Origin of the sequence: Candidatus Nanosyncoccus alces, assembly GCF_004138395.1 — a bacterium.
GTDB classification, from domain to species: domain Bacteria; phylum Patescibacteriota; class Saccharimonadia; order Saccharimonadales; family Saccharimonadaceae; genus Nanosyncoccus; species Nanosyncoccus alces.
Window position 1 is genome coordinate 103,530 of sequence record NZ_PRLM01000001.1, and the last position, 23,958, is coordinate 127,487.

Genomic DNA, 23,958 nt, shown 5'->3' on the forward strand with positions numbered 1-23,958 from the left:
AATATGGCGGAAACTTATTTTGCACATGCTTATGAAAAAGGTATCGACAGCCAGCCACGCAAGACTAGCATTGTTGCCAGTCTAGTGAGGGATCGCTATGTGGCGGATGCTGTAGTGATTTTAGAGCATACGCCTCGACGCGCGGCTCGTGCAGTATTAAAAGCTGTAGAATCAGCCAATGCAAATCTTTTGAATAACTCTAAGGTTAGTATTGATCCAAAGACTATCCGAATTGCGCGGATTTTTGTAACAAGCGGGACTAGAATGCGTCGGTATAAGCCAGCGTCTCGTGGTCGTGCACTTCCGTATGAGAAGATTTCTAGTAATATATTCGTCGAGGTCGCCGGCGAAGAGAAAGTAAAGAAAACTGCTGAGGCTAAAACAGCCAAAGCAGAGGCGAAAAAGGAGAAAAAGTAATATGGGTCAGAAGGTTAATCCCATCTCTTACCGTCTCCAGATCAGCAAGGATTGGTCCTCGAAGTGGTTTACCCGCAAAGCGGACTTTCGACGTTGGTTAGTGGAAGACGACAAGATTCGCAAGGTGATTGAGGAACGGTTCAAGAGTCGTCCTACTATCGCGCGAATCAATATTGAACGCTCCGCCAATCTTACTACGATTACAATTTTTACAGCCAAGGCTGGTGCAGTAATCGGAAAACAGGGCGTAGGCATCAATGAATTAAAGAAGCAGCTTGAAAAGATTGTAGACGGTCCAATTCGGATCAATGTCGAAGAGATTAAAAAGCCAGAGCTGAATGCTAAATTAGTGGCTGAGAATATCGGTTTTCAGTTGGGTAAGCGGATGAATTTCCGTCGGGCTGTCAAGATGGCTTTGCAATCTTCGATGAACGCGGGCGCTAAAGGTGTACGTATCGAGGTGGCTGGACGTTTGAATGGTGCGGAAATGTCTCGTCGTGAGAAATTCATTGAGGGTTCGGTGCCGTTACATACTTTGCGTGCGGACATTGATTTTCATTGTCATCATGCACCGACGATTGCCGGCATTGTGGGCGTAAAAGTTTGGATTTATAAGGGGGAGAAATAATATGGCTATTCTAATTCCGAAAAAAGTTCCGCATCGTAAGGTGCGCAAGGGCAAAAACTCAGGTATTGCAACACGTTGTAACACTGTGGCGTTTGGTGAGTTTGGCTTGATGTCGCTAGACAATGAGCGCATTAATAGTCGCCAAATTGAGGCGGCTCGCCAGGCGATTACTCGTTATATTAAGCGCGGTGGTAAAATTTGGATTCGAATTTTTCCGCATACGCCAGTCACAAAGAAACCTTTGGATGTAAAAATGGGTTCCGGTAAGGGTGAACCACAGTTTTATGTAGCTAAGGTAAAGGCTGGTACGGTGATGTTTGAGATTGCTGACGTAACTGAAGAGCAGGCAAGAGAAGCTTTGCGTTTAGCATCGCACAAGTTGCCGGTAAAATGTAAAATTATAAAGAAAGAGGAGTTCTAATATGGCGCACACATTAGTAGGAACAGTGACCTCCGACTCGCGTGATAAGACCATTACCGTCTCCATCGTTAGTCGTGAGACTCACCCACTCTATCGTAAGCAGTACACAAAGACTCGTAAGTATACTGCACACGATGAGAAAAATGAAGCCAAAAAAGGTGATCGCGTACAGATTGCGCAGACTGCACCAATTTCCAAGACCAAAGCTTATACTTTGGTTAAGGTGATTGAACGATCGCATGGTACAGTTGAGCTAAAAGAAGATGTTAACAAGGCTTACGAGGCTGAGAAGATTGGCGCAGATGAAATCGCAAAGGCTAAGGCTGCTACTGAAACTGAAAAGACCGAAGATGTAGCAGGAGAAGGGGAGGAAGCTTAAATGATTCAACAAGAAAGTAGACTGAAAGTTGCCGACAACAGTGGCGCAAAGGAACTTGGAGTGATTCGGGTGCTTGGCGGCACGCGGGCACGCTATGCTCGGGTTGGTGATATCGTGACTTGCTCAGTGAAAGAAGCTTCACCTACTGGCAACGTCAAGAAAAAGGCTGTAGTACGTGCGGTGATTGTACGAACTCGTCAACCGATTCGTCGTCCGGATGGTTCAACCATTCGCTTTGATGAAAATGCGGCAGTGTTGGTAAATGACGATAAGACTCCTAAGGGTACGCGTGTGTTTGGACCGATTCCTAGAGAGCTTCGTGACCTTGGCTTTTCGAAGATTATTAGCTTAGCACCGGAGGTACTCTAAAATGGCACAGAATTTAAAGATCAACGACAAAGTTTTAGTGATCGCCGGCGATAATAAAGGCAAAGAAGCTAAAATCGTAAAAATTGACCCCAAGGCTGGTAAGGCTTGTCTTGAGGGCATTGGCGTAGTAGAACGCCACATGAAGAAGTCTTATTTAAATCCGACAGGTGGTAAAAAGACGATTCATGTAGGCATTGATTTATCTAACCTAAAATTAGTAGAAGCTGCGAAATTTGAAAAGACAGCGGCAAAAAAGGCTGATAAAAAAGCAAAGAAAGGAGCTAAATAATGGCGGAAAAGAAAACGGCTGCCAAGGCTGAGAAGCCTGCGGTAAAAACCGCGGCAAAATCGGCTAAAGCACAACCACGCCTCAAGGCTCTCTACAACGCGGAGCTAAAGGCGAAACTGGCGAAGGAACTTGGTCTCAAAAACATCAACCAGGTGCCGGAGCTCAAGAAGGTGATTGTGTCTTCTGGCGTAGGGAAGAAGCGTGAAGACAAGCGTTTCACTGAAACAGTAGCTTTGACTATTGCAAAAATTACTGGTCAAGCACCGACTTCGCGTTTAGCAAAAAAATCTATCGCGACTTTTAAAATTCGTAAAGGAATGGGGGCGCCGGTAGGTTACCTTACGACTCTTCGCAATGATAGGATGTATGAATTTGTAGATCGCTTGATTAATGTTGCGTTGCCACATGTACGCGATTTTCACGGTGTGAGTCGTAATGCGTTTGACGCGCAGGGCAATTATAATTTAGGCCTAAAAGAACAAACTGTGTTTCCAGAGATTACGTTTGAAGATGCAGCGGCTTTGCATGGTCTAGAAGTTACGTTTATAATTAAAAATGGTTCAAAGGAAGGAAGCACAAAATTGCTAGAACTCTTCGGAATGCCGTTTGAGAAGGAGGCTAAGTAGTATGGCTAAGAAATCTGCAGTCCTCCGTGACGAAAAACGACGTAAAATGTATGAAAAATACCAAGCTAAGCGTGCAGAATTAAAGGCGGCGGGTGATTTGGAAGGTCTACAGAAACTTCCACGTAATGCATCTCCGACACGATTGAAAAATCGTGATATGTTAGATGGCCGTCCGCGTGGGTATATGCGTCAGTTTGGGCTTTCACGTATTAATTTCCGGGAAAAGGCAAGTAAGGGTGAAATTCCTGGCGTAACTAAGAGTAGTTGGTAGGAGAAAGGAGAAGAATATGTCATTACAATCTACAGATCAAATCGCCGACCTTATTACTCGTATTCGTAATGCTGTGATGGTAGGCAAGAATGAAATTCTCGTCCCTACTTCCAAACTTAAAGTACAGGTAATTGAGGTTTTGGCTAAAAATGGTTATATTACGGGCTTTGAAGTGATTGAAGGCAAGCCACGTGGCGTGCTGAAGGTCACGATTAACGAGCCTGGTATGATAGCTAAAATCAATGAGATTTCAAAGGTATCTAAACCTGGACGTCGAGTATATTCGGCTGCTGAAGATTTGCCGGTAGTGAAGTCTGGCCGAGGTATGGTTATTGTTTCTACCTCTAAGGGGTTAATGACCGGTCGTGAAGCAAAGAAAAACCATTTGGGTGGCGAAATTCTAATAAGGGTTTGGTAGGATTTGAACTTATATCCTCTGGAGAGGAGTTTAGTAAAAAATAAATTGAGACCTAGTCTCAATTTATTTTTTGTTGACAGGTTTATCTATTGTTAGAGCGGAAGGATCTTAGGACATAATGTTTGAATTAACTTAAAAAATCTTGATTTTTGGGGTTAGGTGCGGTATATTGAGACTAGAAAAGGAGTGTGTGTTTGACGTTTGGTGGGCCAAGCGCATTTTTAATTTAAAACCATCAGGAGGAGAGAGTATGGTTAGAAAACAAATATTAAAGCGGGTCAGTTATTTTGGCGTGGCCTTAATGTTGATGCTGGCGAGTGTGCCAATATTGCCTAGTGGTAGTGCATGGGCGGATGGTGGATTGTCGACCTGCATTGGTGGCCCCTGGAACAATTTGAATAACAAACTTTCTAGTACTGCCGATGAACTTGAGATTACACTTTGTGCTGGTGAAGATTATTCAGAGTATGATCATGGGCTATCCGCTCCCAACATTAAGAATTTAGTTCTAGACTTAAATGGCAATGCCATTAGAATAACTGGTACTAATGTAAAACCCGGCAATAGTTTGACTATTAAGAACGGGACGATTTTGGGTAAGAATGGCAATCCGTTATTTAGCAACAGTGGTACTTTGACTTTTCAAAATGTTACTTATAGTGCTAATGATTTGAGATTTGTCCGTAATAACGCTGGTGGTGTATTGAGAATTGTAAGCGGTAATTATTCTGGTGCAACCACACTTTTCTATGGCGATGGCGCAGCTAATATTAGTGGTGGGACTTTCGACCGTGACGTAAACTCTGGCGTGGCTAGTGGCTACGCGGCTTATAAGAGTGGCAACGCATGGGTAGTAGAAACTAAATTAACCAACGAGAATATCACCGCTCCAGATACTATCGTATTGAAAGAAGGCGAGGTATTTGACGTAGCAAGTATAATTGGGCTGCCGGCGGGTTCTACCACGGGACTTAGCTATTATTCGCGCAATAATGATGTGGCAAACATTAATTACCGTGGCATAAATAGCGAAGGCTCTAACGGCTTGCTCGGCGTAAGTGCGGGTACTACTAGTATTGCGGTGAGACCACTATATGATACAAGCTTGATTAAAAATATTAATGTAGTGGTAGAGTCTGGCTTGGTGGGGATTAATGTCGATGATTTGAATATGTCGCAAGAAGATTCGGTGAGAACGAGGATCTCTAATATTTATGCAGAAAGAGCAAATCCTGACTACGTGACTGGAGTAACTTACGTAGTAGATAGAAACAATTTGCCGAGTGGTCTAGCTGCGCGTATCAGTACGGCTGGAGACGAATTGGTGGTGACGACTGGTATTGATGCCAAAATTGAGCCTGGCACATATACCGTAAGGATTAAAGCTCTGAGAGACGGCGTGGATACAGGTATCTACAGGGATGTTACTGTAAATGTGGGCAATATTTTCACTAACTTCTCATTAAACCAACAATTGGCAAGTGAAAACACGATTGAACTGAAAGAAAACGAGTCGGTGGAACTGACCGTGAAAAACGCTAGGACGATGAATAGTGCCGATAATGTTGAGGTGGTGAGTGTAGAGTTGAGGAGTGCTAGCGACGTAATGAGTACCGATGGTGTTAAAACTATTTCTGGTAGTCAGAATGGTATCGGTGAAGCAACAATCTACGTTACGGCAGAATACACTAGCAGTAACAATCATAAATATACTTTCACTAAAGGATTTAAGGTGAAGGTGCTTTCGGTTTTGGAAAGCATTGGCGTGCGGGATATTAATGATGACAACTACAGTGGCGATTTGTATGGTTCAGATGCTGGCGAGACGAGTGAAGTAGAGCTTGATAAATACGACGAAAAAAGTTTTAAGATTACCAAGCATTGGTATAATGCGGCGACGGACTATGCAGTGGAAATCGTATCTGGTAATGATGTAGTTGAACTGGACGATACCAATATTACAAATGGTCAATTTGGCGTGAGTGGCAAAATGCCTGGCGTGGCAACCGTAAGGGTGAGTGTAACACCTAAGGGTGGTAACGATACTTTGACTAAAGAGTTTAATATCAAAGTCAATCCTATTTTGGAAGATATTACGATTGCGGTTGAATCTGATGGTAGAGTGATGACGGAAGATTACGAGATTGATAATGGCGATTTTGGGAGAATTATTGCAACAGCCAATGACAATTTGGATGCTACTGGCGATATCACTTATACTTTTGTGGAAACTGATCGGGTGAAGCGACTAGATATAAGAGAGGACGGTAATTTTAGAAGTGGTCTAAATACAAAATCGGAAGCAACTGTAAGGGTTACTGCTAGAGATAGTAAGGGGCGCGAAGTTACTAAAGACATCAAAATAAAAATCAATCCGGTACTGGTGTCATTAGCTTTGGAAAATGACGATATCACGATCTACGAAGAGGACACGGCACAGATCAAGATTAAGCAGGTAGTAGCAGATGTGATTAAGTCGAAAGTAGCTTGGAGTTACGAGAATTATGACGGCAGTATCATTAGCGTGTCTGAAACTGGTGAAGTGACTGGCCTGAAAGATGGCACGACCGTGGTAAAAGTGGTAGGAACTTTTGTGTCGCCACTAGGCAAGACCTATACTGCTTCTAAAGAAGCTAGGATTACGGTAAAGCCGTTATTGAAACAGGTGAGTATCAAGAGCAAGAACGGTAGATATTTATTAAGTGGCACGACACAGACTTTGTATGAGCTAGATAATGCTACTTATAGGATTTCACATAAGAATAAGAACGCACCAGTAACATACACGGCGATTTCGGCGGATGAAGATGTGGCGACGGTGGTAGTAAATGGTAGTGAGCTTGAAGTGATAACTTATGAAAAAGTTGGTAGTACTTTGATTACGGTGATCGCTGAAGATAACGAAACTGGCAAGAAAGTTTCCACTACCATGACGATAAAGGTAAAGCCGACCTTGAAGAACGTGAGTGCGGACGATGTGTATATGGTGGTTGGTGAGAAAGAAGCCTTGAACGTTTCGTGGGAAAATCCTGATGTGACGCCGTCTTTGCAATATCACTCTGGCGATAGGACGATTGCAAGAGTGAGCCCTAGGGGCAATGTGACTGGTATGAAGGCCGGTGAAACGACGGCAACGGTGAGAGCGTATTACGACAGTAAGGTTGCGGAAGCGACTGCAGGAGTACATGTATACGAAATGGTGAAACCGGTACGTCATCACTATTATGGCGCTGTGGGGCAGGTGTTTAATGTGCACGTAGGAGACAAGAATACGAACGCTTATACTAGGGCGAGAGTAAACGCTCCTTGGGGAATGTTTGTAATGGGCGATGCTGTTATGGCGCTTTTGCCTGGTGTATATACGGTAATTTATACGGACTACATGGCAAATGGCGAGGTTGTGGGTGAGTATGCGGCGGAATTTACAATATTTAACGTAGAGCGTGAAACTGTAGTGGTAGCACGTGGTGATACGGTGGAGTTGGAACCGCATAGTGAGTGGAATACTACCTCTGCCAAGGATGAAACTACCGGACATCATGTGCGTGTTAATAGGGATGGTAAAGTAGTGTTTAAAGCTGATGAGGCAACCGCACTCGGTGTGCACGATATAACAATGAAGCATATGTTTAGATATGACGTCCGTGAGGTAGTAAAGGAAGTGAGGGTAGTGGTATATGATGTAGTGGCAGATTTAGAGACAGACCCAGACGGTGTAACGGCAGATACCCTTAAGGAGTATATTGAAGGAATGTTTGTACAACCTACTTCTTGGGAAGAGTTTGTGGAAAGAATGCAACAGACGCGGGGGTTGTTTGGTGATGGGTTTGAGTATTTCTGGTCGACTATGGGCGTGAGTAGTGCAGTGTTTAATGGTGACGAAATCAACACACGCGTAGAGGTTACTGAGCTTGAGGAAGAGGAGGTGGAAGTTGAGTTGATTGATGCGATTGGTGATTTGGACGTAAAAGGAGTAAAATATTTTGATGTGTCAGTATGGATGTCTAAGAATGGTTACGATTTTGGTAAAATACATCAGTTGAATGGAAAAATTACCGTGGCATTAACCGAAGTGGCCGATCCAGAGACTGGCTATATTCGTCAATATATTGTAGTGCGTGAACACGACGGCGAGATTGAAATGCTAGAGGAAGGCGTGGATTTCTATATTGAAGATGGTGTGCTGTATATAATTTCGGATAAGTTCTCGACTTACGCGGTGGCTTATCAAGACACTTTGATTCCGGCTTACGGTGGGGTGGCTTATACTGTGAGCGCGCCGGATACTGGTGTAAACACGAAGGTGGACGGTGGTGCTACCAGTACCAATATGGTTGTAGCTGTGTTAGCCGCATTGACTGCGACAGCCTTGGCTGGCGTGGCGATGTTCGCGAAGCGTAGATAGACAAAAGCTACTTGGCTTGACAAAAAATAAAAAGTGTGCTATACTGTAATGGTAGTGTGAAAATTCCCTAGAAGTAGGGAATTTTCTCTTGTAAATAGAGAAGTTTTGTGATATAATTGTCGGGATATTAACATAAAGGAGACAAATGAGTCGTATCGGAAAACAACCCATCGAGATTCCGACGGGAGTGACAATTACGGTCGGCGACAGCGAGATTACTGTTGCAGGCCCGAAGGGTCAACTCATCGTTCCGGTGCAACCTAAGACTAAGGTTGCGATTGAGGGGAGCATGGCTACGGTCACCCGTGAGGATGACGAGCCAAAATCTCGGGCTTGGCATGGTTTGCAACGCGCATTGCTCAACAATGCTGTTGTGGGCGTGACTAAAGGCTACGAGAAAAAATTAGAGATTAATGGTGTGGGGTTTCGTCTATCTGGCGGTCCGCAAGAAATCGAGATGGCGCTTGGTTTTTCACATCCAGTGAAATACAAAGCTCCAGAGGGCGTAACGCTTACTACCAATAAAATGGAAATTACGGTTTCTGGCATCGACAAGCAAAAAGTTGGTCAGGTAGCCGCAGAAATCCGCAGCCTCAAGAAGCCAGAGCCTTACAAGGGTAAAGGTATTAAGTATGCCGATGAAGTGATTCTTCGTAAAGCAGGAAAGGCGGGTAAGAAATAATGAATAAGGCATTTAGGGCAAAACGTACTCGCGCTAAAATTCACGGTACGGCAGATCGGCCGCGACTTTCGGTGCATTTTAGTAATCAACACATTACTGCGCAAATTATTGACGATGATAAAAAAGCAACTTTGGCTTATGCTACTACGGTTGGGGCCAAGATGACTGGTAATAAAACCGAAAAAGCAGCAAAGATTGGTGCAGAAATTGCCAAAAAGGCAAAGACCGCCAAAGTCTCTAAAGTTGTATTTGACCGTGGCGCTAAATTATATGCTGGTCGGATGAGCGCACTCGCAGATGCGGCCCGCAAAGAAGGATTGGAGTTTTAATTATGCCAGAAACAGAGAAAAAAGCCCCAAGAGTAATTAATAAGTCTGGTACGCTAAAGATGGACGATAAGACGGCTGCTACTAAGCAGACGCGAGACATTTCCGGTAAGAGAATGGATCGGCGTAATCGTCGCGATCGCGTGCGTGCTGAAGCAGGGCCAAAAGAATTTGACGAGATTACCATTGCGGTGGATCGCGTGTCTCGTACGGTAGCGGGTGGTCGCCGGATGCGCTTTAAGGCATTGGTGGCAATCGGTAACCATAAAAATAAAGTTGGCGTGGGCGTGGCTAAAGGCAATGACGTGACTACGGCGGTAGCTAAAGCAACTTCTAAAGCCAAGAAATCCATGATTACCTTTAATATGGATGGTGAAACTGTGTGCCATGAAACTCGCACTAAGGTGACTGGCGCAGATGTATTGATTAAGCCTGCGGCACCTGGTACTGGGATTATTGCTGGTGGTACAGTACGCTCAATTATTGGTTTGACTGGTGTGAAAAATTTGATTTCTAAATCGCTAGGTTCTACCAATAAGGTGAACATTGCTTACGCGGTGATCGAGGGTTTGCGCCAACAAGTGCCACGCAAAGAATGGAATGGCGTGAAGGCTGAAAAGGCGGAAGCTAAAGTTGAAAAGACGGAAAAATCAGCAGCCAAGAAAGCCTCGGGGAAGGAGACTAAGTAATGAAATACAATGATTTGGTGGTAGAGAAAAATACTCGTCCGACGCGTAAAGGCCGTGGTATTTCGGCTGGTCAGGGTAAAACTGCTGGTCGTGGTACGAAAGGTCAAAAAGCGCGTACTGGTCATCGCAAGATGCCGGTGGGCTTCATGGGTGGCCAGCGAGCGATTATGCAGGCTGTGCCAAAGCTAAAAGGTTTCAAATCTTTTCATCCAAAGGCGGAGGTTGTTTATACTGACAGGTTGAATGGTCTGAAGGGTAAGGTAGACAATTATGCTATGGCGGAGGCTAGCTTGATTTCTAGCCCATTTGTAAAGGTAAAAGTGATTACGCGTGGTGAACTTACTGCGAAAATCGACTTAGAAACACAATTTGCTTCGAAAACTGCCGTAGAGGCAATCAAAAAAGCCGGCGGTAGCTTTAAAAAGGTAGCGATTTTGCAAAAGCCTGCCAAAAAAGAAGCTTAAATTGGGCTTAAAACCTGAAAATAACCCTGTGAACAGGGTTATTTTTGTGGTAGAATGAGGAGAGTAAATAGTGGAGTATATTGTATGGATGAAAAAGAGTTAAAAACTAGTCCGAAGCAACGGTTTTTTATTATCTTAATTGCGGTGATTATGTTGGGGTCAATTATCGCAAGTTATGCGGCGATTGTGATAAATGGTGGGAAGTCTAGCACTGGCAATACTGACGGGAGTAGTATAGACGAGACGAAAATTGCGGAGTACGAGGATGTCTATAATAAGAAAGTGGCGGAATTTTCGGCGAAGACGAAGGGGGATTTTGAAAAATTTATCAAATATAAGTCGGAAATTGTAGCTTATAATGAGACTGCGGCAAATGAGAATGGCGTGCAGATAAGAGATTTGGAAGATGGTGCTGGTGAGGAAATTGCGAGCGGAGATGATAATTATCTAGCGTATTATGTGGGGTGGTGTGCGGACGAAAGCATATTTGATTCTTCATTCGATGACAATAGTAATCCTACAGCTTTTGCTAAAGTGTTGGATGCATCGCTTGGCATGATTGAAGGCTGGAATTTAGGTATAGAAGGTATGAAGTTGGGAGGGATTCGAGAAGTCACGGTTCCTGGGAATTTAGCGTATGGTGATTCAATGGAGATTTGTGGTGGCACAAACAAGCCGTTGAAATTTATGATTTTGGCGGTAGCGAATGAGGATCCGTTAAAATCGTTGGCAGCAGAGTTGGACGAAGCATATATGCGGTTACAATATGCCTATTATGGTATAGATTATGATGAAATGTTGGAGAATGCTGAGTAATCGATATTTGTGATGTCGGATAAAACTTTTTTCTTTTATGATTTGGAGACTTCGGGGCTAAATGCACGAGAAGACCGGATTATGCAGTTTGCCGGACAGCGTACTGATATGAATCTTGAGCCAGTTGGCGAGCCGGTGAATATATTGGTAAAAATGACGAGGGATGCTTTGCCAAGCCCAAGTGCAATAATGGTGACTAAAATTACGCCACAGGATACTTTGCGGGATGGCATGACGGAAGCGGAATTTGTGCGGTATGTGACGGAAGAGGTTTTTGTATCAGATACGATAGTAGTCGGATATAATACAGTGCGTTTTGATGATGAGTTTATGCGCGCGACATTGTGGCGGAATTTTTATGATCCGTATGAATGGGAGTGGAAGGAAGGACGTAGTCGGTGGGACATGCTAGATGTGGTGCGATTGACGCGGGCGTTGAGGCCGGAAGGAATAAAATGGCCGTTTACAGAGGATGGGCGGGCGACGAATCGTCTGGAATTGATTACTAAATTGAATGGAGTAGAGCACAAACATGCCCATGATGCGTTGAGCGATGTGCATGCTACGATAGCGGTGGCGAAGTTAATAAAGGAAAAACAGCCAAAATTATTTGGTTTTTTGCTCAAAATGCGAGATAAAAGAGAAGTTAAGAAATTGGTTAACTTGGAAAATAAGCAACCTTTTGTATATGTCTCGGGTCGATATGCACAAGAATACAATAAGGCTACGGTTGTGTTTCCTTTGACGAGCGGAAGAAATGGTAATGTATTGGTGTACGACCTTCGTTATAATGTGGAAGAGGTTAACCAGGAAAAGATTTTCCCAATTGTGAAGGAACTTTGTTTTAATAAATGTCCAGCGGTGGCGCCCGTGTCGGTGTTGGATGAAGGCGATGGGTGGGCAAAAGTTGGTTTGAATCCGGACGATGTAAGGCGGAACTTGGAAATATTGCTTAAACATCCGGATTTTGCAGAAAAGATGCGGAGTGAAGCGGAGGCTAAGCCGGAGTTTCCACCTGCAATAGAGCCTGAAGCGGCACTTTATGATGGCTTCTTGAATGACGCAGATCGGATAAAAGTGGCGGCGGTGAGAAATGCCGTGGAAAACAAGTTAGCGGATTTTCATCCGGATTTTGTGGACGAGAGATTGCCGGAACTATTGTTGCATTACAAGGGGAGGAATTTTCCACAGAGTTTGAGTGAGAGTGAGAACAAGCAGTGGGAAGAATATCGGAGGGCTAGGTTAAATAGGTTAGCTCCAAAGTTCTTGAAAGAACTTGAAGAACTGTACAAGAAAGATGAGTATGTTGGAGAAGAACTAAAGTTATATTTTGAAGATGTTTTAGCGGAAGATTATTAAACTTGTGGTAAAATAGAACAAAGAAAGGGTGGTATGGATAATAACAAAGTTATGATTGTGGGAACGGGTAACGTGGGCGCAAGCATTGCGTTTGCGATTTTGAATCAGCGGACCACAATAAATGAAATAGTTTTGACTGATATTATTGCGAAGGATGCAGAGGGCGAAGCGATGGACTTGCGTGATGCCTTAGCGGTTGCACCAAGTTATGTGAAGGTCTCTAGTGGTACTTATAAGGATGCAAAAGACTGCGATGTAGTAGTGATTACGGCTGGTGCGGCGCAGAAACCTGGTGAGACGCGGATGGAACTTTTGAAAAAGAATGTGAATATTTTAAAGGGTATGGTAGAGCAGATAATGGCGAGTGGGTTTAATGGAATATTTTTGGTGGTGACTAACCCGATGGACGTGATGACATATTATACGATGAGATTTTCTGGTTTGCCAGCGGAACGGGTAATTGGCTCCGGTACGGTGTTAGATTCAGCTAGGTTGAGGCAAAGAGTTGCAAACTATCTGAATATTAATGCAAAATCGGTTCATGCATATCAGGTAGGTGAGCATGGTGATACGGAGCTGACTTTGTGGTCGTTAGCTGATGTTGGCGGGCAGAAAGTGTCTGAGTTGTTGCCGGCGGATGTGCGAGAAGGGATATCGGGATTCGTAAGAGATGAAGCGTATGAGATTATTAATAAAAAGGGTGCAACTTATTATGGGATTGCGACTTGTGTAGTTGCAATTTTGAATTGTATCTTGAACGACGAAATGCGGGTGATGTCGGTGTCATCGTATGATGGTTTTTCGGGAACATGTTTTGGTTGGCCGTCTGTGGTGGGGCGAGCGGGTGTAGTACGGAGGTTAGATTTGAAAATTGCTGAGAAGGAAGGCGTGGAATTGCAAAAGTCGATAAATGTTTTGAAGAAAGCGATTAATTCGGTGAAACTTTAGTGGCTAAGCTTGCGAAAAATAAGCAATAGCGATAAAATACAATAAAGAATTCTAGAATTAAACTAAAAAGGAATAATAGAAAATGGATCCAATGACTAATCCAACACCAACTCCTAATCCAGCTTCAGAGCCAGTGACGAATCCGGGCCCAGCGCCGGTAGCTCCACAGGCTCCGGTGGCGCCAGCTCAGTCGGTAGTTCAGCCGACGGCTCCAGTAAGTCCGGAAACAGTTTCTCCAGTAGCTCCGGGGGCTCCGGGTGTTGCGATGGGAGCAAATCCAGTAGTGCAACCTCCGGTGAATCCGGTGATCAATCCTGCGGCGTCGACTCCGGCTTCGACGAACCCGGTTTTCCAACCAAACAGTTTAAATGGGGTGGCGGCAACAGACCCGATTATGGTGCCGGAACCTGCGCCAGCTCCGGATCCAGTGGAAGAAGAGTTGAAGGCTCCGATGAAAGCGGCTGGACCTGTTCCTGGATCAATTGGGTCAGCGGTGTCTGGGCCAGAGGCAGTAGAAGAACCTGCGCTAGAGCCGGCTGCTGTGCCTGCTGGCAATCCGTTCGCGGCAGCGCCGCAAGGTAGCACGCCGAGTGTATCTTTCACTGATCCAGCTACGCAACCGGAGGCTACAAATCCTGCAGTTGAGCCGTCGAAGCCAGCTAAGAAAAAGAATAGCAAGACAACATTGATTGCGTTGGTGGCGATTGCATTTGTAGTGGTAATTGCGCTGGCGGTTGTGCTTGTTATGCAACTGATGGGCCCAACGGGTGATAATACTACAACCCAAACAACGGAACGTCCAGTAGTGACGCAACCAATTGCTGAGCCCGATGAAGATGAAGATGAAACGATTGTTGATGATGAGACAGTCGACGGTAGTGGATCTACGACGACGACTGATTCGGAGGAGGATGTTGATTCTAGCGTGAATAGTAGTACAGTTAATACTGATGCTGCTGAGGTGGAAACTGAGATTGTTGACGAAAACGCTTCAACATTGTAAAATATATTTATGAATAAGGTTTATGTAACTACGGCGATTCCGTATGTGAATGGCGCTCCGCATATTGGGCATGCGATGGATTATTGTTTGGCGGATGTGTATGCGAGGTATCGCAGGTTATGTGGTGATGAGGTGAAATTCCAGGCTGGTGTGGATGAACATGGTAATAAAATTTTTCAGAAATCGAAAGAGTTGGGCTTACCGGTAGCGGATTATGTTAAAGAGAATGCAGAGAAGTTTATGGATTTCGTTGAGAAATTAGGTGTATCGTACACGGATTTTATTAGAACTACAGATGTGGATCATGAGCGCAGATGTCAAGAGATTTGGCGTAGATTAAGTGATCATATATATAAAGCAAAATATGAAGGCTGGTATTGTTCGGGTTGCGAGAGGTTTATTACGCAAAAAGAATATGATGAGAATAATGGTGTGTGTCCAGACCATCAGAAACCATATGAAAAGTTGGTAGAAGAAAATTATTATCTTCGAATTGCAGATTTTAAAGATCAGATTCGCGGGGCAATAGAGTCGGGTGAGATGTCGGTTTTACCGGAGTTTCGCAAAAAAGAGGTATTAAAGCTTTTGGAAGAATCGCCGGACGTGTCGGTTTCGCGCTCGGTCGAGCAACTGACCTGGGGTGTGCCTGTACCGGATGATGATTCACAGGTGATGTATGTGTGGATTGATGCGCTCTCTAATTATATTACGATTTTGGGCTATCCAGATTCGGATATCAGCGAATGGTGGCCTGCGGCGGCGCAATTTGTGGGCAAAGATATACTAAGGTTTCATGCGATTATTTGGCCGGCAATGCTAATTGGGTTGGGACTACCATTACCGAAGGTGTTGCTTTCGCATGGTTTTGTGTTGGCGGATGGGCAAAAGATGAGCAAAAGTATTGGTAATGTAGTAGATCCGATTGAAGTGTTGGATCGGCATGGACTAGATGCATTTAGATATTATTTTCTAAGGCATGTGGATACGTTCGCGGATTCGGACTTTACGTGGGAAAAATTTGAGGACGCCTATAACAATGAGTTAGCGAATGATTTGGGCAATTTGGTACAACGTTTGGCAACTTTGGCGATGAAAAATGATGTAAAGTTAGTTGAGGAACCAAAGTTTGAGATGGATGCTGGATATGTGGAACTAATGGATAAGTTTGAATTTTCAAAGGCGTTCGACTATGCGTGGGACAAAGTTCAGAACTTAAATAAACGGATTGACGAAGAAAAACCATGGGCTTTAGCAAAAAATGGCGAAACGGCAAAATTACAAAATTGTCTAAGAGATTTGATTTGTGGTTTATTAAATGTTAATTATATGTTGAGCCCATTTATTCCGGGGACTACGGAAAAGATTTTTGAGATTTTTGCTGGCGGCGATATTAAACCACCAAGGACGCCATTGTTTCCTAAACATTAAATATTATAAAAATAATCCCGTAAGGGATTATTTTTATAACGCAGATTAGGTTAATCTTCAGATAGCTTTTTTGCGAAATCTGATAAGTAGAAACCAATTACGCCGCCAATCATTGGAATGAGTGCATAGATTGATAGAGCTTGGCAAACACCACCGAAAATTTCACCGAAGTTCTCACCAGCGGTTGGGAAGATTTGCATCATTAAAGCAACAGCTGGGTTAAAAATGAAGTTACTATTTATACCTAAGAAGGCTGCGGAAACTACATAGCCGATAAGTACAGCTAAAGCCATTCCGCCAGCTATGACTGCTGCAAAAGTGAAAGTGCTGCGTTTGTATTCGATAGCTCTTGAGAAGAAGAACCCGATGATTGCTGCACCGAGTAATTCTACCATTGCAACCATCCAGAATCCGCCTTCTGCAACTGCAGACATGGTTGGTACGTCATAAGCAGTTTCGCCGCCGGCTAAATGGAAACCATTGAAAATAAGCCAGCCAAGCCAGGCGCCTAGAATTTCTGCGATGATGTACATGATGCCGCGAATGACAGACATGCGACGGGTTGCCATCATTCCTACTGTGACGATAGGGTTGAGGCAAGCGCCAGAAAATGCGTAGACCGCTACAAGTACTGCGATGACAGCGAATGTATACATAGCAACATTGGCGATACCCATGAGTGATAACGCAAAGAGCAACAATGCAATAAGCATGGTGCCGATGACTTCTCCAAGCAAAGCACCGTAAAATTTGTGGCTCTTAAAAATGGTGAGGATACTTTCCTTTTCTTCGTATTTTTTAGCAAAAAAGCCGCAGAAGCAAGATTTTTTTGCATTGGCGTTTTTTGTTTCTTCCACCGTGTTGGTTTTAGGAGCTTCGATTTCTGACTTCTTGACAGACTTCTCAGCAGTTCCCCCTTTTGTCGATTTAGCCTTGGTAGACTTAGTCGACGTTTTCGACTTTTTAGTCGCCATTTGTGACCTCCTTAAATGATATTTGTACTATTATATCACGATTTTTGTATGGTATAATGAAAAAGTTAATAATTTATTTAGGAATAATATGGGCGTAATAGTAAACAAAAATAATCAGCAAGAAACAGAGCTTTCACGGAAAATTAGCGCGGATCTACGTGAAAAAGCTTTGCGTGCGTCTGGCATGACAGGCGAGGAAGATGCGCCAGATTTTGCGGAGGATTCGGAATACGTGAAGGATTTTAAAAAGACTAGCAAGTTTGGTTGGATTTGGGTGGTTTTGATTGTGTTGGCGATTTTGTCGATTATTTCGATTGTAATGTTGTAAAAAACAGAAATCTCATGTTTTTGAGTGATGGATTTTTGCTAAAAAGCATAAGTTTGTTATAATATATTAGTATGGACGGAGAAGACGAATCCAATAACGAAAGACGAGGTTTGTTTGACCCGGTGCGTGATGCCTTGGATGAGATTAAATCTGGAGCTAAGCCGGATTTTGTGGGGAATGATAGTGGAAGGACTAGTGGGCTTGGTGGCGCTAAGAAGAAAGCTTCGAATAGTGGGGCTGTAGATGGCCTAAGATCGGCAGAGAAATCAGCAGCCGGTGGTACGATAGGACAATCTAGTAGCGGAATAGGAAGTGCGAGAGAGAAAGAGACCAAGGCTAGTGGATTTTATTCTGGAAGCGGAAAGAGTAGTGGTGGAAAAAGTAGTGTTGGTGGTAAGAAGAAGGCGAAGGGCTGGTTAAAAAAAGGCGGCCCGATGGGGCTAATTATTGCATTAATTGTGGGTGTGGGCGGAATTATGGGCGGCTCGCAGTTGTTCCAGCCGTTTAGTTTGGTGGCGCAGTTTCAGGAGACGTTTAATTCGATGCACGTGTCTGCGAATACCAGGTCGAATGCATTTTTTAGGATGCAGATGGATTCTGGACGGATAAAGAACCCGATTAAGGGGAAAATTTTTGGAGCAGATACTTTTAAAATTACCAAGAAACAAGCTGCAAGATTATCGCAGCAGGGGATTGAAGTAGATGATGACTTTGAGGGGAGTGGTATTAGGGTTTTGAAATTTGATGATGGAACGGGTGAAATTAGGGTTGTAGCAGCAGACGATGCTTCGGTTACTAAGTTAAACGATATGAATTTGAAGGGTTTTGATACTGATACGGTAAAGTACAATGCGGAGGCAGTGTCGTTTAAAAATCTATATGCGGATAATACAGATTTTTTTAATGGATACAATAAGGGTTCGATGACTTGGCGGGGGGCTATTGCAAACTGGTTTGGAACTAGAACTGCAGATTTTTTAGGCAGTAACAAGATTACAAGAAATTTATTCAAAGATTTTCAGGAGAAAGTAGCAGCGGCCAATGATGGTAATACTAAGAAGGTAGCTACTGATATGATTGCTCAGAGGACGGAAGATGCAGATGATGTGGGTATGAAAATGACTGGCGCAGAGGAGGATGATGGCGAAGTAGATTCTGAAGGAAAGCCGGTGGTGAAGGATGTGGACGCGGCTGAAATAGTTCCGGATCAAGGAAATTCTGGGGCCACTTATTCCGGCAAAGAGGAATCTAGTGGTTCATCGACATACAAAAGGTCAAGTTTAAAAAGCGAGGCAGATGTAAGAACCAAGTTGGACGATGTTGCCGGAAAAGTGCAGAAAGGTGCTAATATAGCTTGTACGGTACTTAATACTGTCGGGGCAATAAATTTACTAGTAACGGCGAGCGAAGCTTTGCAGATTATTAATTTGACATCTGCGTTCTTTGAGGCTGTAGATAGGACCAAGGCCGGGGATGGTGACAACTCTCCAATTCATGAGTTAGCTGAATCTTTGAATGAGAAGAAGACAAATGAGCATAAAAGCTTAGTAAGCAGTGGTGTGGCATGGAATGACGGCGATCAGGACTCTAATTTTACTGATGATGGGCTGACTACTTTGACCACAGAAAAAACTTCGACTCAAAAGACGGCTATGGAATCTAGTGGAATTGCAGCTTTGTATGGCGGTGGTAAGGTGGATACTAATGATGCGAGTGTGCAGAGCTTCAATTTTTCCGGTAGCATAAAGCGTATACTTGGAGGAGTGGGCGTGAGCATGGAAGCTTTTGAGGCATGTGCTTTGACAAAGATTGCTGCAAATGCTGTGAGTGCAATTACTAGTGCAATTGAAATAGCTGGGTGTATATTGGGCGCAGTAGGTGCTACTTTTACATTTGGCGTGTCGACTTCGGCGTGTGGGCCGTTGGTGGCAAAGGTGGTAAAAGGGATTGCTTTGAGCGTGGCAATTGGAGTGGTGGTGGCGGGGGTAATTTCTGCAATTGTCCCGTATGTGTCGAGTATGTTGACTAGAGATCTGGTTTCTGATATAGGTGGAGAAGATTTAGGTAATGCTTTGACGTCGGGCGGAAATATGTACCTAGGTAATACCCACCGATATAATGGAGGTTCGTTGGCTACTAGGGAGGAATATACCGAGTTTGCTTTGGCGCAGAATCAGGTAATTGCGGAGGATGCCAAATACGAGCGTCAGACTAAGGATCCATTTGATATGACTTCTAAATATACATTTATGGGGACCTTAATGACGCAACTGATGAGTTTTGCTAGGGCTACGTCGTTTACTAAAGTAGTAACGTCTAGTAGCTCTGTTATATCTAACTCTATTGTGGCCTTGAGCCCTACGGCGTCTGCTTATGATGTGGTGGAAAGTTTGCCGGATAATATGGATGAGTATGCAAAAACTTGTCCGTATCTAGCTTCGATTGGGGCAATTGGCGATGCTTACTGTAACCCGTATTCTATAACTGACTTATCTACTATTAATACTGATCCGTTAGACGTGATTGGCAAATTGGAAGATTATGGTAGTTTTCAAGAAGGCGAAACTAGTGATGGTAATGTCAAGATTGCTGGTGATTCGGACTTGGCAAAATATATAATGTACTGTAACCAGAGGGAGTCGGCTTTTGGCGTTGCTGATCAAAATATTGTTAGCGAAGTAAGTGATTGGGGTTCTGTGCGTACGGGCAACTCTAGCATTGATACGGCTACAAATTCGGCCATAGGTGCGATACCTATAATAGGCGATGTAATAGACGTGGTTAGCAACACGGAAGCTTTGCAGAATGTCGGTTATGTTGGAGGGGAATCCTGTGTGGCAGGGAATAATATAAATGAGACTACTCCTTTAGCAACTGCTTCTCCTGATTGGGATAAAGCTAAATATTACCAGAGGTTTATAGAGGATCAATCGTTAGCGGAGTCTATTGGGTTAATTGAAGAGTCGGCGGTTACGGCGTTTGTACGTGATTATCGCGAAGATCATCCGCTAGACAATTCTTATGAGGGTATTCTGGCACGTTACTCTGGGTTAAGTAAAGATACTGTGGTTGCAATATTGGATATTGTAGAGTATGAAAATTATATTAATAATTATGATCCTACTGAGCGGTATGCATTTGGTGTACCGGTGGTAGATACAGAAAAAGAATTGAAGTTTGATAATGAAAATGTTATAGCGAATAATTTCTTGGTGGTGTTAGCTGATAAAATCAGCTATGCTGATGTGCGAAATCGAAGCTTCGCTGTGTAGCTAGATTAGTTTTGCGGAAAAGTGGAAATAGGGGTATAATATATATTATATATGGTAGAGCTGGAGAAATTAAAACAAGAACTAAAGAAGGTGAATGCGGAGTATGCTGGGATTCGTGATGTGCCGGTGGAAAAGCGGGCGGAATTTGGACGTGAGATAAATGCAAAGAAGCAAGAAATTTTGGCAAGAATAGCTATAGTAGAACAAGAAGCGTTGGATGCGGAGGTAGAATCGATAGATGTAACTGCTTTTACAGCGCCAAATGAACAGGTGCCGGATGTGTATCCGCAGAGCTATGGGTCCAAGCATCCTTTAATGACCGAAATAGATCGTGTAGCGGAAATTTATCAGCTGATGGGGTTTGATGTGGTGGAAAGTCGGCAACTAGATGACGAGTATCACATGTTTGATTCGCTGAATTTTGCGAAGGAGCATCCAGCGCGGGACGGTTACGATACTTTTCGTACGGAAGAGGGTTTAATCCCACCTGCACATACTTCTACTATGCAACATAGGGTATTAAAAATGTATCGCAACAAATTGACGGAAGGTAAAAATATTGCCGTGGTGGTGCCAGGAAGGGTATATCGGAATGAAGACGTGGATGCTACACATGAGCACACGTTCTATCAATGCGAAGGCGTGTATGTTTCAAAGACTTGTACGATGGGTGATATGTTGGGGATTTTGCGTGAGTTTTTCGAAAAATATTATGAGCAGAAGTTGAATATTCGAACGCAGCCAGGGTATTTTCCTTTTACTGAGCCGAGTTTAGAGTTTATGATTGAGAAACCAAAAGCGCTAGGTGGCAAGAAAGGTGATTTTTTGGAGATGCTGGGATGCGGAATGATTCATCCGAACGTACTGAAAATGGCTGGAATTGATCCAAGAGAGTATCATGGATTTGCATGGGGCGGTGGGATGGATCGGCTAGTGATGTTGAAATATGGTTTGAGGGATGTGCGGAATTTTGAGAGTGGTAATCTTAACTTTTTGAGGGAGTTTTAGTATGAAGATTTCGCTAAATTGGCTAAAGAAATATGTAGATATCAATGTATCAGACGATGAGCTAGTGCGACTAATTGGTGCGCGGTTGGTGGAAGTGGAAGGTATGATTGACGAGACGCACAAGTACGACCATATATATGTAGTGCGGGTTGAGAGGGTAGAAAAGATTCCGGATACGCACTTGGCTTTATGTAAGATAAATGTGGGTAAGGCGGAAGCCCTGAGGGCAGAGAAAGATGCGGATGGTTTGGTACAGGTAGTGTGCGGGGCACCGAATGTGCGTGAAGGGATGCTAGCAGTGTGGATTGCGCCTGGCGCAGTGGTGCCGGCGAGCGTTAATGAAGATGCGCCGTTTGTGATTGGCAAACGCAAGATGCTTAGTAGATATGAGAGTAATGGTATGTTGGCTGGGGCGGATGAGCTGGATTTTGATGACAAACACGAAAAGATTGCCGAAATTGATCCAGAAGTGGCGCAGCCGGGGGATGCCCTGGCGGACATATTTGGGCTGAGCGATAAGATTTTGGAAATTGAGAATAAATCTTTGACGCATCGGCCGGATTGCTTTGGGATAATTGGGTTTGCACGCGAGGTGGCAGGGATATTGGGCGAGAAATTTGAATATGAAAACGTTGGAGAAAGTTTGAAAGTTGATAATTCTGTTGAGATTAAAATTGAAGACGAAAATATTTGCCCACGGTATAGTGCGGTAGTTTTGGAGAAGCACGGCGAGTTGAAACAAAAGTATCTCACTTGGCAAGATACGATTTTGGCGAAAAGCGGAATGCGGCCGGTGGACCCGATTGTAGACGCAACAAATTACTTGATGTTGCTCACTGGGCAGCCTTTGCACGCGTTTGATTATGACAAGTTTGTAGCTGTGGGCGGCACTAGAGAGCCAAAGGTTGTAGTGCGGTTAGCGAAAAATGGCGAAAAGCTAACTTTGCTAGATGATAAAGAAGTCGAGTTGAATGAAAACGACATTGTAATTACTAGTAATAATGTGCCGGTAGCATTAGCCGGGGCGATGGGTGGCAAATCCACTGAGATTGACAAAAACACACGAAATATTCTTATAGAATCAGCTACGTTTAGTTTGTATAATTTGCGGAAGACACAAATGGCGCACGGGATTTTCTCGGAAGCGATTACGCGGTTCACTAAGGGTCAGTCACCATATCAGACTTTGCAAGTGGCGGGTGAGTGCGCGAGAATGTTGGTAGATGGTTTCAAAGTATCAGCTGTGGCAGATAATTATAGGAAGCTGGAAAAAGAAAATATTGTGAGAGTAAGTGCGGATGACATTAATAGTTTGCTTGGTACGGAATATCCTTATGAAATAATTGAAAATGTCTTAAGAAATGTTGGTTTTGAGGTTTCTTGTGATTGCGGTAAGGACGGCAAGCGTGAGTGCGAAAAGATAAATGTAAAGGCGTCTGCTTGGCGGACGGATATTCATATCAAAGAAGATGTGATTGAAGAAGTTGGGCGACTATTAGGCTATGATAATATCAAACCAACTTTGCCTTTGCATGGCACGGCGGAGCCGAATAAGATGTGGAATCTGAAAAAACAAATCCGGGATGTGATGCGGCGGTTAGGCGCAAATGAACTTCTTACGTATAGTTTCGTGAGCGGAAAATTATTAGAAAAAGCGGGCCAAGATCCAAAGAATTCGTATAAAATTGTAAACTCTATTTCGCCAGAGTTGCAGTACGTTCGGCAATCTATTGTGCCGAGTTTGCTAGAGAAGGCTTATGTGAACCAGAAAATTCCATTTGATAGATTTGCATTGTTCGAAATGAATAAAGTTTATCAAAAAGAGTGGGGGATGGATGTCGAAAATGTGCCGGTAGAAAAAATGCAGATGGGCATGGTGCTAGCAGAGCGTAAAAATACTGGTACGGCGTATTATAAAGCGAAAAAATATGTGGAAGAATTATTGAAAGAGCTGAACATTTCGGTGAAGTTTTTGCAGGCTAAAAACGTTGCGACTATGACAAGACCATTCGAGCCGAAGCGGACGGCAGATATCGTGACGGAAGATGGTGAGATAATTGGCGTGGTGGGTGAGTTTAGAAATTCAGTAAGGCAGAGTTTTAAATTGGCAGAATACTTAGCAGGGTTTGAGTTGGATCTGGATGCAGTATTGGCCCGCGCGAGTCAGAAAAAAGAGATTTACCTTGGCGAAATCGAGAAGCGTGACTTAACGGTAAAAACATCCGGCACTTATGCGGAATTGGTGGCAAAGATTGAAAAAGTTTTGGCAGGAAATAGTGTGACGGCGGAGATTACGCCACTGGCGATTTATCAGCCGGATGATGCAAAAGAAAAGAATATTTCGGTGCATTTAGATTTCCATCAGAAGATTAATAATAAAATCATGCAAGAGCTGGAAGCTTTGTAGGATAGTTTGCAGTTTGAAGACGTTTATGCTA

General features: G+C 43.6%; 24 protein-coding genes. 23 read left to right on the forward strand and 1 reads right to left on the reverse strand.

Features of this window, described 5'->3' with window-relative positions; translation table 11 throughout:
- The first annotated feature begins 3 nt into the window (after positions 1 to 3).
- The 19 genes from G3RUM_RS00555 to metG all read left to right on the forward strand — a co-directional run bounded on the left by G3RUM_RS00555 (position 4) and on the right by metG (position 15,938).
- Positions 4 to 417, forward strand: a complete 414-nt coding sequence (locus G3RUM_RS00555; protein WP_129734349.1) for a large ribosomal subunit protein uL22 — start codon at positions 4 to 6, stop codon at positions 415 to 417.
- Position 418: 1 nt separating this feature from the next.
- Positions 419 to 1,045 (forward strand): 30S ribosomal protein S3, encoded by a 627-nt coding sequence (gene rpsC, locus G3RUM_RS00560; protein ID WP_129734351.1) that lies wholly within the window; start codon positions 419 to 421, stop codon positions 1,043 to 1,045.
- Between the two features lie 7 nt (positions 1,046 to 1,052).
- A complete protein-coding gene (rplP, locus tag G3RUM_RS00565) occupies positions 1,053 to 1,466 on the forward strand; it encodes a 50S ribosomal protein L16 (protein ID WP_129734499.1) in 414 nt (137 codons plus the stop codon).
- Between the two features lies 1 nt (position 1,467).
- On the forward strand, positions 1,468 to 1,845 hold the full coding sequence (gene rpsQ, locus G3RUM_RS03895) for a 30S ribosomal protein S17 (RefSeq protein WP_129734353.1): 378 nt from the start codon (positions 1,468 to 1,470) through the stop codon (positions 1,843 to 1,845).
- The gene (gene rplN, locus G3RUM_RS00575) at positions 1,846 to 2,214 is read left to right on the forward strand and encodes a 50S ribosomal protein L14 (protein WP_129734355.1); all 369 of its coding nucleotides are present in this window, start codon (positions 1,846 to 1,848) and stop codon (positions 2,212 to 2,214) included.
- 1 nt (position 2,215) lies between these two features.
- Complete coding sequence (rplX, locus tag G3RUM_RS00580) at positions 2,216 to 2,503, forward strand: 50S ribosomal protein L24 (RefSeq protein ID WP_129734357.1); 288 nt, start codon at positions 2,216 to 2,218, stop codon at positions 2,501 to 2,503.
- Positions 2,503 to 3,129, forward strand: a complete 627-nt coding sequence (rplE, locus tag G3RUM_RS00585) for a 50S ribosomal protein L5 (protein ID WP_129734359.1) — start codon at positions 2,503 to 2,505, stop codon at positions 3,127 to 3,129. Before rplX ends, rplE begins: the two co-directional genes overlap by 1 nt.
- A gap of 1 nt (position 3,130) precedes the next feature.
- Positions 3,131 to 3,400 carry a 30S ribosomal protein S14 gene (gene rpsN, locus G3RUM_RS00590; protein WP_129734361.1) on the forward strand — a complete coding sequence of 90 codons (270 nt, stop codon included), beginning with the start codon at positions 3,131 to 3,133 and terminating at the stop codon, positions 3,398 to 3,400.
- 16 nt (positions 3,401 to 3,416) lie between these two features.
- Positions 3,417 to 3,818: a 30S ribosomal protein S8 gene (gene rpsH / locus G3RUM_RS00595; RefSeq protein WP_129734363.1), complete on the forward strand. Its 402-nt coding sequence runs from the start codon at positions 3,417 to 3,419 to the stop codon at positions 3,816 to 3,818.
- 250 nt (positions 3,819 to 4,068) lie between these two features.
- Entirely contained in the window at positions 4,069 to 8,223 is a 4,155-nt protein-coding gene (locus tag G3RUM_RS00600) for a hypothetical protein (protein ID WP_129734365.1), read from the forward strand.
- Positions 8,224 to 8,368: 145 nt separating this feature from the next.
- Positions 8,369 to 8,905 carry a 50S ribosomal protein L6 gene (gene rplF / locus G3RUM_RS00605; RefSeq protein WP_129734367.1) on the forward strand — a complete coding sequence of 179 codons (537 nt, stop codon included), beginning with the start codon at positions 8,369 to 8,371 and terminating at the stop codon, positions 8,903 to 8,905.
- On the forward strand, positions 8,905 to 9,234 hold the full coding sequence (gene rplR / locus G3RUM_RS00610) for a 50S ribosomal protein L18 (protein ID WP_129734369.1): 330 nt from the start codon (positions 8,905 to 8,907) through the stop codon (positions 9,232 to 9,234). Before rplF ends, rplR begins: the two co-directional genes overlap by 1 nt.
- 2 nt (positions 9,235 to 9,236) lie before the next feature.
- Positions 9,237 to 9,920: a 30S ribosomal protein S5 gene (locus G3RUM_RS00615; protein ID WP_206660884.1), complete on the forward strand. Its 684-nt coding sequence runs from the start codon at positions 9,237 to 9,239 to the stop codon at positions 9,918 to 9,920.
- Positions 9,920 to 10,384 (forward strand): 50S ribosomal protein L15, encoded by a 465-nt coding sequence (rplO, locus tag G3RUM_RS00620; RefSeq protein WP_129734371.1) that lies wholly within the window; start codon positions 9,920 to 9,922, stop codon positions 10,382 to 10,384. Before G3RUM_RS00615 ends, rplO begins: the two co-directional genes overlap by 1 nt.
- 84 nt (positions 10,385 to 10,468) lie before the next feature.
- On the forward strand, positions 10,469 to 11,200 hold the full coding sequence (locus tag G3RUM_RS00625; RefSeq protein WP_164998320.1) for an FKBP-type peptidyl-prolyl cis-trans isomerase: 732 nt from the start codon (positions 10,469 to 10,471) through the stop codon (positions 11,198 to 11,200).
- A 12-nt stretch (positions 11,201 to 11,212) separates the two neighbouring features.
- Positions 11,213 to 12,559 carry an exodeoxyribonuclease I gene (gene sbcB, locus G3RUM_RS00630; RefSeq protein ID WP_129734375.1) on the forward strand — a complete coding sequence of 449 codons (1,347 nt, stop codon included), beginning with the start codon at positions 11,213 to 11,215 and terminating at the stop codon, positions 12,557 to 12,559.
- Between the two features lie 33 nt (positions 12,560 to 12,592).
- On the forward strand, positions 12,593 to 13,507 hold the full coding sequence (locus G3RUM_RS00635; RefSeq protein WP_129734377.1) for an L-lactate dehydrogenase: 915 nt from the start codon (positions 12,593 to 12,595) through the stop codon (positions 13,505 to 13,507).
- Positions 13,508 to 13,589: 82 nt separating this feature from the next.
- Positions 13,590 to 14,510 carry a hypothetical protein gene (locus G3RUM_RS00640; protein WP_129734379.1) on the forward strand — a complete coding sequence of 307 codons (921 nt, stop codon included), beginning with the start codon at positions 13,590 to 13,592 and terminating at the stop codon, positions 14,508 to 14,510.
- Between the two features lie 9 nt (positions 14,511 to 14,519).
- Positions 14,520 to 15,938 (forward strand): methionine--tRNA ligase, encoded by a 1,419-nt coding sequence (metG, locus tag G3RUM_RS00645; RefSeq protein ID WP_129734381.1) that lies wholly within the window; start codon positions 14,520 to 14,522, stop codon positions 15,936 to 15,938.
- A 50-nt stretch (positions 15,939 to 15,988) separates the two neighbouring features.
- Here metG and G3RUM_RS00650 read toward each other — a convergent pair whose 3' ends face one another.
- Entirely contained in the window at positions 15,989 to 16,912 is a 924-nt protein-coding gene (locus G3RUM_RS00650) for an aquaporin (protein WP_129734383.1), read from the reverse strand.
- 88 nt (positions 16,913 to 17,000) lie between these two features.
- Here G3RUM_RS00650 and G3RUM_RS00655 point away from each other — a divergent pair, with 88 nt between their 5' ends.
- From G3RUM_RS00655 to pheT, 4 genes are all read left to right on the forward strand, one after another.
- Positions 17,001 to 17,240, forward strand: a complete 240-nt coding sequence (locus tag G3RUM_RS00655; RefSeq protein ID WP_129734385.1) for a hypothetical protein — start codon at positions 17,001 to 17,003, stop codon at positions 17,238 to 17,240.
- Positions 17,241 to 17,311: 71 nt separating this feature from the next.
- Entirely contained in the window at positions 17,312 to 20,512 is a 3,201-nt protein-coding gene (locus G3RUM_RS00660) for a hypothetical protein (RefSeq protein WP_129734387.1), read from the forward strand.
- Positions 20,513 to 20,563: 51 nt separating this feature from the next.
- Positions 20,564 to 21,520 (forward strand): phenylalanine--tRNA ligase subunit alpha, encoded by a 957-nt coding sequence (locus G3RUM_RS00665; RefSeq protein ID WP_129734389.1) that lies wholly within the window; start codon positions 20,564 to 20,566, stop codon positions 21,518 to 21,520.
- A 1-nt stretch (position 21,521) separates the two neighbouring features.
- Entirely contained in the window at positions 21,522 to 23,927 is a 2,406-nt protein-coding gene (gene pheT / locus G3RUM_RS00670; RefSeq protein ID WP_129734391.1) for a phenylalanine--tRNA ligase subunit beta, read from the forward strand.
- Positions 23,928 to 23,958: the final 31 nt, after the last annotated feature.